This window comes from Nitrospira sp., assembly GCA_015709715.1.
Taxonomy (GTDB): Bacteria; Nitrospirota; Nitrospiria; order Nitrospirales; family Nitrospiraceae; genus Nitrospira_A.
The window spans coordinates 1,646,245-1,659,671 of sequence record CP054184.1 but is presented as its reverse complement, the minus strand read 5'-3'; the positions used below and the strand labels follow the sequence as shown (position 1 = coordinate 1,659,671).

The following is a 13,427-nucleotide window of genomic DNA, read 5'->3' as shown; positions in this document are numbered from 1 at the left end:
ATGACGCTGGACGAACTCATTGGTCCCATCGCAGGGCGTCTTGGAGTGGTTGAGCGCCTGGGCGATCAACGAGTGCCGATCGAGAGCCTGACCGATGATTCCCGCAACGTGCAGCCTGGTTCGCTGTTTGTCGCGGTGAAAGGTGAGCGAGTCGATGGGCATGAGTTCATAGACCGGGCTCGGGAAACAGGCGCGAGCGCAGTCCTGCTCCAACGTTCGGTCCAAGTCGGCACGCTTCCCGCCGTCGTGGTGAAGGATTCGCGCGCGGCGTTGGGCCTGCTGGGGAGCCGGTTTTACGGAGACCCGTCGGCGACGTTGCGCATGGTCGGTGTGACGGGAACCAATGGCAAAACGACGACGACCTATGTCGCAAAAACCATGCTGGAAGCGGCGGGACGGCGGGTCGGCCTCATCGGCACGGTTGCGTATGTGATCGGCAACGAGACGTTTCCCGCCTCGCACACCACGCCGGGAGCCTTGGAGTTGCAGAAACTGTTTGCCCGCATGGTCGCGACGGGATTGGATAGCGCCGTGATGGAGGTGTCCTCGCACGCGTTGGCGTTGGATCGAACGACCGGGGCGGAGTTCGATGTCGCGGTCTTTACCAACCTGACGCAGGATCACCTTGATTTTCACCTCGATATGGAACGCTATTTTCAGGCCAAGCTTCGGCTCTTCGTCGAACTCGGCCAGGCCGGGAGCCGAAAGGATCGCAAGCGGGCGATCGTAAATGCCGATGATCCCTGGGGATCGCGGATTTGTGCGGCTTGCCCCGTCCCGGTCTGGACCTACGGCCTGCGCCAGGCGGCGGATCTGCGGGCGGAAGACGTGAGCCTGTCCGCCTCCGGGACGGCCTTCACGTTGCGAAGCCCAGTGGGAAGTTGTTCCATCCGGAGTCGGCTGGTAGGGGAACATAATGTGTACAACCTCTTGGCGGCAATCGGCGTGGTCCTGCACGAAGGGATGACGCTGGACCAGGTCCAGGCGGCGGTGGAAAGGGTTGTCAACGTCCCCGGTCGGTTCGAACGGGTGGAAGCAGGGCAAGACTTTACCGTGGTGGTGGATTATGCGCACACCGAGGATGCGTTGGTCCGTCTGCTGACGGCGGCGGAGGCGTTGCGCAGAGGCCGGATCATTACGGTCTTTGGCTGTGGCGGGGATCGGGACCGCACCAAACGGCCCAAGATGGGGCGCGTCGCCGTGCAGTATAGTGACGTGGTGGTCCTGACGTCGGACAATCCACGCACGGAAGACCCGGCGGCGATCTTGCGAGAGGTTGAAGTCGGCGTGAAGGACGCCCTGGCCCAACGACCTCACGTCCGGTATCGCATGGTCGCAGACCGCCGGGCGGCGATTGAGGAAGCCATTCGTGAGGCAAGGCCGGGAGATATGGTGCTGATCGCCGGCAAGGGCCATGAAGATTACCAAATTGTCGGGACGACGAAACACCATTTTGACGATCGCGAGGTCGCTCGCGATGTGATCGGCGCGCTTCGGTCCGGTGGCTAGGGGGACACATGCGTGAGCCTGGGAGCCGTGGGGGGGCGGGGCTGTTTACGCTGGAAGAGACCTGCGAGGTCTTAAGCGCCAAGCTTCCTGCCGGGTTGAAGCCGCAACAATTCAAGCAGCGCATCCGCCGGGTGATCACCGATTCGCGAATTGTCCGGTCCGGTGATCTGTTCGTGGCCTTGGAAGGAGAGCGATTCGACGGACACGTGTTTGTCGGGAAGGCCTTGGCTCACGGCGCAATCTGCGCCGTGGTTCGGGAGGGGCATTCCCTGCCACCTTGGAACAAGCGGGAGGAGACCCCGATTGTTCTGGCGGTGCGGGATACTCTGGAGGCGTTCCAGCGGTTGGCGTCTCACTATCGGAGCCGTTTTCCTATCCCCGTCGTGGCGATCACAGGGAGCAACGGCAAGACGACCACGAAGGAAATGGTGGCGCAAGTCGTGGCGCAACGGTGGAAGACGCTCAAAACGGAGGGCAATCTCAATAATCGCATCGGTGTACCGCAGACGTTGTTTCAACTCGCGCCGCGCCATCAAGCTGCCGTCATCGAGATGGGAGTCGATCAGCAGGGACAGACGACGCGGCTGTGTGAAATCGCCAAGCCGACCATCGGGGTGATCACCAACATCGGGCCGGATCACCTGGAGTTCTTCGGCAGTATGGAAGGGTCGGCGCAGGCCAAAGCCGAGCTGCTCGATCATCTTCCGCCGGACGGGGCGGTGGTGCTGAACGCCGACGATGAGTACTTTGACTATTTGGCCGCACGGGCGCAGTGTCGGGTCGTCGCATTCGGACGGTCGCCGCGGGCGGAGGTTCGGGCGGTCAATGTCCGGTCGGACGACAAGGGCTGCACCCTGTTCGGGCTGGTGTTGCCGGGCAAGAGCCGCCAGCCGGAGGTCCGCATTCGGACGCAAGGCGCGCACAATGTGAGCAATGCGCTCGCTGCCGCAGCCGTGGGTTATGTGTTGGGACTTTCGGGGACGGCCATTGCGGCGGGACTTGCAAAGTTTCGACCGGCCGCCATGCGGTCTCAGATTAGTGCCACGCATGGGGTCCAACTGATCAATGATTGTTACAACGCCAACCCCGCTTCCATGAAGGCGGCGATCCAACTCCTGGCAGAACTGGGGCGAGGGAAGCGGTCGATCGCCGTATTGGGGGACATGTTGGAGTTGGGGCCGAAAAGTACGCGCATGCACCGGGACGTGGGCGCATTCATCGCCGGCCAGGGAATCACCCGGCTCTTGGCCTGTGGACCGTTGGGGCGCGAATTGGCTGAAGGGGCGCGGATGGGGGGGATGGCGTCGGATGCGATTCTCGAATTGCCGGACGCGGCTGCGGCCGGTATAGCGCTGTCCTCCATGGTCAGACAGGGGGATGTGGTGTTGGTGAAGGCTTCACGGGGCATGCAGATGGAGCAGGTGGTGGAGGCGCTGACCGGCCTGCGACGGGTGGCCAAGCAAGCCTCATGACCGGCGGCGGGTCCCGGATCAGAGAACTTTAGCGCCCGCCAAGGACGGCGGGCAAAGATGCCCAAGGATGTTATACAACTGGCTATATCCGCTGCACACACAGTTTTCTTTCCTCAATGTCTTTCGCTACCAGAGCTTCAGGATCATCTACGCAGCGGTGACGGCGTTCTTGATCGCCTTCGTGATGGCCCCATGGGTCATCCGCAAGTTGCAGGAGATCAAGCTCGGCCAGCAGATCCGCGACGACGGCCCCAAGCGACATTTGGCGAAGAGCGGCACCCCCACCATGGGCGGCATCCTCATCATTTTCGCCGTCGTCTTGTCGACGCTCCTCTGGGCGGATGTGACCAATCGGTATGTCTGGCTGGTGCTGCTGGTCACGGTGGGCTTCGGGGCGGTCGGGTTCGCGGACGACTATCTGAAGTTCATCAAGCGGCAATCCAAGGGGCTGTCGGCAGGGCAGAAATTCGCCTGTCAGTTCCTGGTGGCGCTGGGCATCGGCGTGTTTCTGTACACCCTGCCGGGGTATACGACCAAGTTGAGCGTCCCCTTTTTCAAGTTCTTTACGCCCGATCTGGGCTGGTTTTACATCGTCTTTGTCATCCTGGTGATCGTCGGCAGTTCGAACGCCGTCAATTTGACGGACGGGTTGGACGGCCTCGCCATCGGACCGGTGATGATCGCCTCGCTGGCGTATACGATTGTGGCCTACGTGACCGGGAACCGAGTGATGGCCGAGTACCTGCTGATTCCCTACATCGAGGGCGCGGGAGAAATCGCCATTTTCACCGGAGCGATTCTGGGCTCCAGTCTGGGCTTCCTCTGGTTCAACACCTATCCGGCCTCGGTGTTCATGGGCGACGTGGGCTCCTTGCCGCTCGGCGCCGCCTTGGGGACGGTGGCGGTGATCAGCAAACATGAGTTGCTGCTGCTGTTGGTCGGGGGGGTGTTCGTGATCGAGGCGTTGTCGGTGATTCTTCAGGTGGGCTCGTACAAGTTGCGCGGGAAACGCATCTTCAATATGGCGCCGATTCACCACCATTTCGAGATGAAGGGCTGGGATGAGCCCAAGGTGGTGGTGCGGCTCTGGATCATTGCGATCCTCTTGGCCTTGCTCAGCCTGAGCACGCTCAAGTTGCGATAGGTGGATAGGGATGGACCTTCGGAATCGACGAGTGGCCGTGTTGGGTTTGGCGCGGAGCGGCGTGGGGGCCGCGAAATTGCTGAACCGGTTGGGGGCTCAGGTGACGGTGGCCGACCGCAAGGAGCCGCAAGAACTCGCGGCCGTCCTTTCGCAGTTGGATCGGACCAAGATCGCTGTAACGGTAGGGCGCGGCTACGAATCGTCGCTCGACCGGGCCGAACTGGTCGTGATCAGTCCCGGCGTGCCGACTCAGCTTGAGGCGCTGGAGCGGGTCCGCGCCCGCGCGGTGCCGGTGATCGGCGAGTTGGAGCTGGCCTCCCGGTTCCTGAGCGCGCCCATCGTGGCGGTGACCGGCACGAACGGGAAGAGCACCACCGTGACGTTGATCGGCAAATTTTTGCAGGAGAGCGGGAAGCGAACCTTCGTGGGCGGCAATCTTGGGACGGCTGCCAGCGAGGCTGCGCTGGCTTCGGTGGAGGCCAAGGCCGTCGGGAAGTCTCTCTATGACTATGTGGTCTTGGAGGTCTCCAGTTTTCAGCTCGAAACAACGGAGCAGTTCCATCCGTGGATCGCCTCGATTTTGAATGTCACGCTCGATCATATGGACCGGTATCCCTCTGTAGAGCCCTACGTTGCGGCGAAGGCCAGGATCTTCGCCCATCAACAGGCCGGGGACTATTCCCTTTTCAACCTCGACGATGCACGCGTGGCGGCCCTGCGGGGGGGGACCAAAGGCACCGTCTTGGGATTTACCAGACATCCCGGAGACGTCGCAGGAGTGACAGGCCTCACGTCCCTGGAGGGAGACCGGATCGTTACCACGGTGAGGGGCACGCGCGAGGACGTGTGTCGCCGCCACGAGCTGCGCCTGATCGGGCTCCATAATGTGGAGAATGTCATGGCCGCCGTCACCTATGGGCTGCTCTGCGGCTGTTCGTTGGAGGCCATTCGAGCCGTTCTTCGCACGTTTCCCGGGTTGGAGCATGCACTTGAGTTCGTCCGTGAGCGCCGAGGGGTGCGGTTCGTGAACGACTCCAAGGGAACTAATGTGGACGCCGTCCTAAAGGCCTTGGAGGGGATCGAGCAGCCGATGTGGTTGATTGCGGGTGGCCGCGACAAGGGCGGGGACTTTTCTCGACTGGAACGATTGATTCGTGAGCGGGTGAAAGGGTTGATTCTGATCGGAGAGGCGGCCGGCCGCATTGAAGCCGCCATGGGGAATTTCGATCATTGTTACCACGCAGCGTCCCTCCGCGCCGCCGTGGAGCACGCTGCCCAGGCGGCGCAGCCCGGCGAGGTGGTCTTGCTCTCGCCGGCCTGCGCCAGTTTCGACATGTTTGCCGATTATCAGGACCGGGGTCGGCAGTTCAAAGCCTTGGTGCAAGCCTTGCCGGCGTGAGCCGATCAGACGATTAGAGGAGTAGCAGCTGAACGATGGGACAGAAAGCGCTCGGGACCTTGAGCTTGCCCTGGCCGACATCGACGCAGCGGAAGCCCACGCGTGTCCCGGTCGATCCGGGTTTGCTGGCAATCACGTTGAGCCTGGCCTTGATCGGACTCGTGATGGTGTTCAGTGCGAGTGCGGTCGTCGCGACCAAAAAATTCGGCTACTCGTGGTATTACCTCAAGTGGCAGGTGGTGTGGCTCGGGGCAGGCCTGCTGATCATGCACCTGGTTTCGAAGATCGACTACACTCTCTGGCGCAAGACGGCGATTCCGCTCCTGTGTCTGGCCACGGTACTGCTGGGGTTGGTATTGGTACCGTCATTGGGGTTGGTGGGCAAGGGCGCCAGGCGGTGGTTGCATGTGGGCACGCTCAATGTCCAGCCGGCCGAGTTGACCAAATTGATCGCCGTCATCTATGTCGCGGCCTATGTGAGCAAGAAGCAAGAGCGACTCGAACACTTTTCGCGCGGGCTCCTGCCGCCGTTGATCGTCCTTGCCCTGCTGAGCGGCCTGATCCTCCTGGAACCGGATTTGGGCACGGTCGTGGTCATGGGCCTGGTGGCGGTCACACTGCTCTTCCTGGCTGGAGCGAGGATCAAGCATCTGCTCCTGCTCTCGCTCTGTGCCGTGCCGGCCGTGGCGGCCTTGATTTTGGGGTCCAGTTACCGGCGGCAGCGCGTGATGGACTTTCTGCGCGGGGTCAGGGACCCGACCGGATCCGGATACCAAATTCAGCAATCCTTTCTGGCCTTCGGCAGCGGCGGCCCGTTCGGCGTGGGACTGGGTGAAGGAAAACAAAAGCTGTTTTTTCTGCCGGAAGCGCATACGGACTTCGTGTTGGCGCTGATCGGGGAGGAGTTGGGGCTGGTCGGCAGTGTCACGATCGTGTTGCTCTTCGGTCTCTTCGTCATCAAGGGGTTTCAGATCGCCAGTCGAGCGCGCCAACCCTTCGGGCGGTACCTGGCGATGGGGATTACGATGCTGATCGGCCTGCAAGCGCTGGTCAACGCCGGTGTCGCGACGGGTTTGTTGCCGACCAAGGGATTGACGCTACCCTTCGTCAGCTACGGCGGTTCGTCCTTGGTCGTCAATCTGGTCGGGGTCGGGATCCTCTTGAGCATTTCGCGGGACCGGCATGGCGGGCGCGACGGGAGCGCAGGAAGCAGCCCGCGCAAACGCGGAGGTCTCTCGGTATGACGATCGTGATTGCCGCTGGAGGGACGGGGGGGCATTTGTACCCGGCGATTGCCGTGGCGAGGGAGTTTCTCCAGCGCGACCCCGCGACCAAGATTCTCTTTGTCGGCACGACACGTGGGATCGAGGGTAAGGTGTTGGCGCACGAAGGGTTTCCGTTGCACTGTATCGCCGCGAAGCCGTTGATGGGGAAAAGTCCCGTGGAGATTCTCAAGGCCTTGGCGGCCGTGCCGGTGAGTCTGTGGCAATCGCTGGGGATCTTGAAGGCCCAGCGGGCCGACCTCGTGTTCGGCGTCGGCGGCTATACGAGTCCGGCGATGCTGCTGGCGGCCTTTTTACGCAAAATTCCGGGGGTCATTCTTGAACCGAATGCCTATCCCGGCGTGGCCAATAAGGCGGTGGCGCCGCTGGTGCAGCGGATTTTCCTGGCCTTCGAATCGACCCTCCAATTTTTCGATCGCCGGAGGGCCCGAGTGGTCGGGACGCCGGTACGTCGGGATTTTCTGCAGAGGGATGAGCCGGACCACCGCACGATGGAGACTGCTGCTGCCAAGCGCCTCTTGATCTTCGGAGGCAGCCAAGGAGCAAAAGCGATTAACTCCGCGGTGATCGATGCCCTGCCACGGTTGAAGGCCTTGAACCAGGCGCTCGCCATCACCCATCAAACCGGCGAGGCGGATCTCGCCCGCGTGAAGGCGGCGTATGAAGCGGCCGGCCTGTCGGCGCAGATCAGTCCCTTTCTCTTCGACATGCCGACTGCGCTCCAAGCAGCGGACTTGGTGATCTCGCGATCCGGCGCCATGACCATTGCTGAGCTGAATGCCTCCGGAACGCCGGCCATTCTTATTCCCCTGCCCACGGCCATCTATAACCATCAACTGCGAAATGCGGAGGTGATGGTGCAAGCCGGCGGGGCGGTGTTGCTGTCGCAAGGCGAGCTGACCGGCGGGACCTTGGCTCAAACGGTGACCGACATCCTTTGCGATCCGCAGCGGCTGGCCACGATGAGCCGGTGCAGTTGGAACATGCGGCGCAGCGATGCGGCAGAGACGATTGTGCGTGAATGTTACGACCTCATAAGGAGGCGTCATGAGACCAGCGGTGGTACACCATGATCGGCGGGAACGGGAGGGAGCGCGTGATGACAGGAACGGCATTCAGACAAGATTTCGAGAACAGGGGCTGAGGTGGGCGGCGATGTTCAGAAAGACACAACATATTCACCTGGTAGGAATCGGCGGGGCTGGAATGAGCGGGATTGCCGAAGTCCTCTTGACGCTCGGCTACAAAGTCAGCGGGTCCGATCTGAGCCAGTCCGAAACCACGCGTCGTTTGGAAGAACTGGGCGGGCGGATCGCCACCGGCCATCATGAGTCCAATATCGGCGAGGCCCAGGTTGTGGTGATTTCCTCCGCGGTGTCCGCTACGAATCCGGAAGTCGTGGCCGCCAAGGCCAAACAGATTCCGGTCATCCCCCGGGCCGAGATGTTGGCGGAACTCATGCGCTTGAAGTTCGGCGTGGCCATTGCGGGTGCTCACGGCAAGACCACGACGACCTCGATGGTCGCCACCGTCTTGGCGCAGGGCGGTTTGGACCCCACGATGGTGATCGGGGGCAAGGTCAATGCGCTGGGGAGCCATGCGCGACTGGGGCGCGGTGATTTGCTGATTGCCGAGGCCGATGAAAGCGATGGCTCCTTTTTGCGGCTCTCGCCGACGATCGTGGCGGTGACCAATATCGACCGAGAGCATCTCGAACATTACGGTACCATGGAGCGGCTCAACGACGGCTTCTTGGAATTCATCAACAAGGTGCCCTTCTATGGACTGGCCGTCCTCTGCGCCGACGACGAACGTTTGCGGAATCTGTTCCCGCGTGTGGTCAAACGCTACCAGACCTACGGACTGCAGGAGCAGGCAGGGTACGTCCCCGATTTTCGCGCCACCGACATCAGCCTGAAGCAATGGGGCTCCGAATTTCGGGCCTTCTTCCGCGGGCGCAGCCTCGGGCCGTTCCGGCTCGGTATTCCGGGCATCCACAACGTGTCGAACGCCTTGATCGCGATTGCCATCGGCGTGGAGCTGGACATCCCGGTCGACCTGATCCGCAAGGGTCTCGCTGCCTTTACCGGGGTGGAACGGCGTTTCCATCTTCGTGGCGAAAAGGCCGGCATCATGGTGATCGATGACTACGGACACCATCCGACGGAGGTCAAGGCGACGATTGCGGCAGCGAAGCAGGGGTGGGATCGGCGGGTGGTCGTCCTCTTCCAGCCGCATCGGTATACGCGTTCGCGCGATTTGATGCAGGAATTCGCCCATGCCTTCGATCAGGCGGACCTGTTGTTCATGACGGAAATTTACGCGGCGGGCGAACAGCCGATTCCCGGCGTATCCGGCGAAAAACTGGTGGAGGCCGTCCGCGCGGGGGGCCATCCTTCGGCGACGTTTGTCGAACGGAAGGAGTCCTTGGCGGAGCAGGTGCTGCCGGCGCTCAAGGCCGGGGATCTTGTGATCACGCTCGGTGCCGGAGACATCTGGAAGAGCGGCTTGGCAATTCTCGAACGCTTGCCGGCCGCGAGCTAGGCGAGGATCGATCCGGTGACAGGGAGAGTCCGTGAACAGGCGGCGAAACGGAGCAGGGAAGAGTGGCGACAGATCTTGGAGGGCGTCACGGGAAGGGTCATCCATGAGGCGCCGTTACGGGACTACACGTCGTTCCACATCGGCGGACCGGCGGAGGTGTTGGTTGAACCGGCCGACCTCGAGGACCTCTGTCGGCTCACGGCCCAAGCCCATCGGGCCAGGGCGCCGCTGTTCGTGGTGGGCGGGACCAACCTGCTGGTTCGGGATGGCGGTATCCGCGGCCTGGTCGTCAGTCTGGCTCGGTTCAAGCACATCAAGGAGGAGCCGGACCACGTGCTTTATGCCGAAGGGGGCGTCGGCATGCCGACCTTGATCGGGTACGCGATCCGTCGGTCGCTGGCTGGGCTGGAATGGGGCGCCGGCATTCCCGGGACGGTCGCCGGCTGTGTCGTGATGAATGCCGGTACGAGATTGGGAGAAATGAGGCAGGCGGTGAAGGCGGTCCGGCTCGTCGATCCGCGGGGGCACGTGAAGGATATTGCCGCTGTCGACATTCCGTTTAGCTATCGACGGGCGCATGTACCGCGCGGAATCGTGGCGGGCGTCTGGCTGCAGCTACGGCCGGGAGATCACGATGTGATCGAGCGGACGGTCAAAGATTACTTGCAGTATCGCAAGGAGACGCAACCGTTGACGATGCCGAGCGCGGGTTGCGTCTTCAAGAATCCGCCGAAGGATTCAGCCGGTCGTCTCATCGAAGCGGCAGGCCTTAAGGGCGCGCGGGTCGGCGATGCGCAGGTGTCCGAGAAACATGCCAACTTCATGGTCAACCTGGGCCAAGCGCAGGCGGCGGAGGTGTTGACCTTGATCCGCAAGGTGCGTCACGCGGTGAAAAAGGCGTCCGGCGTGACGTTGGAGTTGGAGTTGAAAGTGGTTGGTCAGGCCTGAGGGGGTGTCAGGAAGGACATGGTGTGGCTGTGAGTGAACGCAACCTGTTGACTCGTTCAAAAATCGGCGTCTTGATGGGAGGACAGTCGTCCGAGCGCGAGGTGTCGTTGAAAACCGGAGAAGCCGTGTACCGGTCGCTCGTGCGGAGCGGGTACGATGCCGTCGCTATCGATGTCGGTCCGTCTCTCTACCAGACGTTGCAGGAACAACTCATCGAGATCGCATTTCTGGCGTTGCACGGCCCCGGAGGGGAAGACGGCGCCATCCAGGGGTTTTTGGAGACGATCGGCATTCCCTATACTGGCTCCGGCGTACGGCCCAGTGCCATTGGTATGCATAAGGTGGTGACGAAGGTGGAGCTGGCATCGCACGGGATTCCGGTGCCTCGCGGGACGGTGGTGGTGCGCGGCAAGAACCCCAGCCTGGCGCGCGTCTTGTCGGAGGCCAGACTCCAACTGCCGGTGGTAGTGAAACCGCCGAGTCAGGGGTCCACGATTGGGGTCACGATCGTTCGTAAAGCCACTCAATGGAAAGAGGCCTTGCGTCTGGCCCATCGTTATGAAGAGGAGGCCATGGTCGAGACCTTCATTCCCGGCCATGAAGTGACGGTCTCGCTGTTGGGCGGTGATGGGGGAACGGTGACAGCCTTGCCTGCCGTCGAGATCGTCGCCCCGGAGGGGTTCTATGATTTTTCGGCCAAGTACGAAAAGGGCCGAACGCAATACCTCTGTCCGGCGCCGCTGCCCGCCGCTGTCAGCCGAGAAATCCGCAAACTGGCCGGCGAAACCTATCGCGCGTTGGGCTGTCGGGGCGCCGCGCGTGTCGATTTCCGCATCACGCCCAAGAGCAAACCCTACGTGTTGGAGATCAACACGGTGCCGGGCATGACGGAGACGAGTTTGTTGCCGATGGCGGCGAAGCAGGCGAATATTTCCTATGACGCATTGGTGGAACGCATTCTCCAGTCCGCCCTGCAGCGGGCTGGCGTCGGGGCATTCCGAGCCGTGAGGTAGCATGGGCCTGCGCTGGCGTACAAGACGACGCGACTCCATCAATCCCCGGGCCAACTCGCGGGCGGAGTCCTTCTCGGCCGATTCGGTAAACAAGGGGAGTTATTGGTCGCGGGTCGGCCGAGGACTGCTGATCTCGCTGCGTGTGCTCGCGACGGTGACTGTGTTGGTAGGCGGCTGCTCGGGGCTCTTTGTCCTGGCTCGCGAAATCGGCCCCTTGACCAGGGAATGGTTTTTGGTGCGCTCCGTCACCGTCAGCGGCTTGCAGCATGTGAACCGGAAGGAAGTGCTGAGCCGTCTGGCCCTGAGGGCGGATACGGCGTTGTATTCCATCAATCCCACATGGCTTGCCGAGCGACTGAAGGGCCACCCGTGGATCAAGGATGCCACCGTGTCACTGAAGCCCCTGCACGAAATTCATATCGAGGTCGTCGAGCGGACTCCTGCGGTGGTGGTCCGGACCCTGCCGGAGAATCTGCTTGCGGATGCAGAGGGGTATCTGTTGGCGCATCTGGGCTCGACTGACGATCCCAACCTGCCGATTCTCTCCGGCGTCGACGGCAAGGGGCTGGCGCAGGGCCGCTCGGAGGAGCGCCGGGCGGTCAAGGTGGGGGCGGCCCTCGCCAAGATGGTCGGCCAAACGACCGGGGGGCGGCCGGACATCAATGTGAGCAATCTACATAACTTGGTCGTATCGGTTCAGGGCGTGACGTTTCAGCTCAGTGAGGCATCAATGGATCAGCAATGGAGCCGGTTCTTGAAAATGCGGCCCGCATTGCGTGACGTGGCCTTTGACGGCGAGGGCGCGAGGGCGAGTGAGATCGATCTCCGCTTTGCCGACCGCGTCATCGTCCGGGGAAGGGGGTGAGCCGAGTGTCGAAGCGGGATCATATTCTGGTGGGACTGGATATCGGGACGACGAAGATTTGCGCGATCGTTGCCGAAGTGCCGGATGAAGGGCCCCTCAATATCATCGGCGTCGGCTCCTGCCCATCTCGGGGACTGCGCAAAGGCGTCGTGGTCAATATCGAGAGTACGGTCGAGTCCATTAAGAAGGCGGTCGAGGAGGCGGAGTTGATGGCGGCGGTGCAGATCAATTCGGTCTACACTGGCATTGCCGGCAGCCACATCTCCGGCGAGAACTTGAAAGGCGTGGTGGCGCTGAAGAAACAGGAAGTGACGCGGGACGACATCAGCCGGGCCATCGAGAGCGCCAGAACCCTGGCGGTGATCCCGCACGAACGCCGCATCCTGCACGTCCTGCCGCGCGAGTTTATGGTCGACGACCAGGAAGGGGTCCGCGAACCCCTGGGCATGTCGGGTAACCGCTTGGAAGTGAATGTGCATGTCATCACCGGGGCCGTCACCTCGGCGCAGAACATCATCAAAAGCGTGAACCGCGCGGGCCTCGATGTAGTGGATATCATCCTCCAGCCGCTGGCGTCGAGCGAGGCTGTCCTCAGCGCGGAGGAGCGCGAACTGGGGGTGGCGATGGTCGACCTCGGCGGAGGCACGACCGATCTGGCGATCTTCTTGGACGGCAGCATCCGACATACGGCGGTGCTCCCCATCGGCGGGCAAAATCTGACCAAGGATTTGGCGATCGGCTTGCTGACTTCGCAGACGGACGCGGAAAAGATCAAGGTGCAACATGGCATTGCGCGCACCGACTTGGTGCATGGCCATCAAACCGTGGAGGTGCCGTCGGTCGGTGATCGGCCGCCGCGCCAGTTTACGCGGCGCGACATCGCGGAGATCCTGGAGCCGCGCGTGGAGGAAATGTTCGACCTGGTGAAGCGGGAAATCGTCCGGGCCGGATACGAAGGCATGTTGGGTGCGGGCGTGGTGATCACAGGCGGCACGTCCCTGTTGGACGGAATGCCGGATGCGGCGGAAAAGGGGCTCAATCTGCCGGCTAGGCGCGGGGTGCCGACGGGCATCGGCGGCCTGCGCGACATCGTGAGCAATCCCATGCATGCCACGGGCGTCGGTCTGCTCCTCCATGCCCGCCAACACATCGACAATCTGGAAGCCGCCGGGATGCGGCACGGCAAGGGGTTGGGAAAAGTGTTCGATCGCATGCGATCGTGGATGTTCGAGTTCTTCTAACGTTCGCGG

Annotated in this window: 11 protein-coding genes; all 11 read left to right on the top strand. The window is 62.1% G+C overall.

What is annotated here, in order from left to right:
- Entirely contained in the window at nucleotides 1-1,509 is a 1,509-nt protein-coding gene (locus HRU82_07875; protein QOJ34866.1) for a UDP-N-acetylmuramoyl-L-alanyl-D-glutamate--2,6-diaminopimelate ligase, read from the top strand.
- Between the two features lie 8 nt (nucleotides 1,510-1,517).
- Nucleotides 1,518-2,981 carry a UDP-N-acetylmuramoyl-tripeptide--D-alanyl-D-alanine ligase gene (locus HRU82_07870; GenBank protein ID QOJ34865.1) on the top strand — a complete coding sequence of 488 codons (1,464 nt, stop codon included), beginning with the start codon at nucleotides 1,518-1,520 and terminating at the stop codon, nucleotides 2,979-2,981.
- 67 nt (nucleotides 2,982-3,048) lie between these two features.
- Nucleotides 3,049-4,125, top strand: a complete 1,077-nt coding sequence (locus HRU82_07865; protein QOJ34864.1) for a phospho-N-acetylmuramoyl-pentapeptide-transferase — start codon at nucleotides 3,049-3,051, stop codon at nucleotides 4,123-4,125.
- A gap of 10 nt (nucleotides 4,126-4,135) precedes the next feature.
- Entirely contained in the window at nucleotides 4,136-5,524 is a 1,389-nt protein-coding gene (murD, locus tag HRU82_07860; protein ID QOJ34863.1) for a UDP-N-acetylmuramoyl-L-alanine--D-glutamate ligase, read from the top strand.
- A gap of 35 nt (nucleotides 5,525-5,559) precedes the next feature.
- Nucleotides 5,560-6,768 carry a putative lipid II flippase FtsW gene (gene ftsW, locus HRU82_07855; protein ID QOJ34862.1) on the top strand — a complete coding sequence of 403 codons (1,209 nt, stop codon included), beginning with the start codon at nucleotides 5,560-5,562 and terminating at the stop codon, nucleotides 6,766-6,768.
- Nucleotides 6,765-7,880 carry an undecaprenyldiphospho-muramoylpentapeptide beta-N-acetylglucosaminyltransferase gene (murG, locus tag HRU82_07850; GenBank protein ID QOJ34861.1) on the top strand — a complete coding sequence of 372 codons (1,116 nt, stop codon included), beginning with the start codon at nucleotides 6,765-6,767 and terminating at the stop codon, nucleotides 7,878-7,880. Before ftsW ends, murG begins: the two co-directional genes overlap by 4 nt.
- A gap of 82 nt (nucleotides 7,881-7,962) precedes the next feature.
- A complete protein-coding gene (locus HRU82_07845) occupies nucleotides 7,963-9,351 on the top strand; it encodes a UDP-N-acetylmuramate--L-alanine ligase (GenBank protein ID QOJ37148.1) in 1,389 nt (462 codons plus the stop codon).
- A gap of 15 nt (nucleotides 9,352-9,366) precedes the next feature.
- Nucleotides 9,367-10,299: a UDP-N-acetylmuramate dehydrogenase gene (gene murB, locus HRU82_07840; GenBank protein ID QOJ34860.1), complete on the top strand. Its 933-nt coding sequence runs from the start codon at nucleotides 9,367-9,369 to the stop codon at nucleotides 10,297-10,299.
- A gap of 74 nt (nucleotides 10,300-10,373) precedes the next feature.
- Nucleotides 10,374-11,312, top strand: coding sequence for a D-alanine--D-alanine ligase (locus HRU82_07835; GenBank protein QOJ37147.1), 939 nt, complete (start codon nucleotides 10,374-10,376; stop codon nucleotides 11,310-11,312).
- A 1-nt stretch (nucleotide 11,313) separates the two neighbouring features.
- A complete protein-coding gene (locus HRU82_07830) occupies nucleotides 11,314-12,177 on the top strand; it encodes an FtsQ-type POTRA domain-containing protein (GenBank protein QOJ34859.1) in 864 nt (287 codons plus the stop codon).
- A complete protein-coding gene (ftsA, locus tag HRU82_07825) occupies nucleotides 12,174-13,418 on the top strand; it encodes a cell division protein FtsA (protein QOJ34858.1) in 1,245 nt (414 codons plus the stop codon). The genes HRU82_07830 and ftsA overlap by 4 nt, the downstream gene beginning before the upstream one ends.
- The last annotated feature ends 9 nt before the right edge of the window (nucleotides 13,419-13,427 follow it).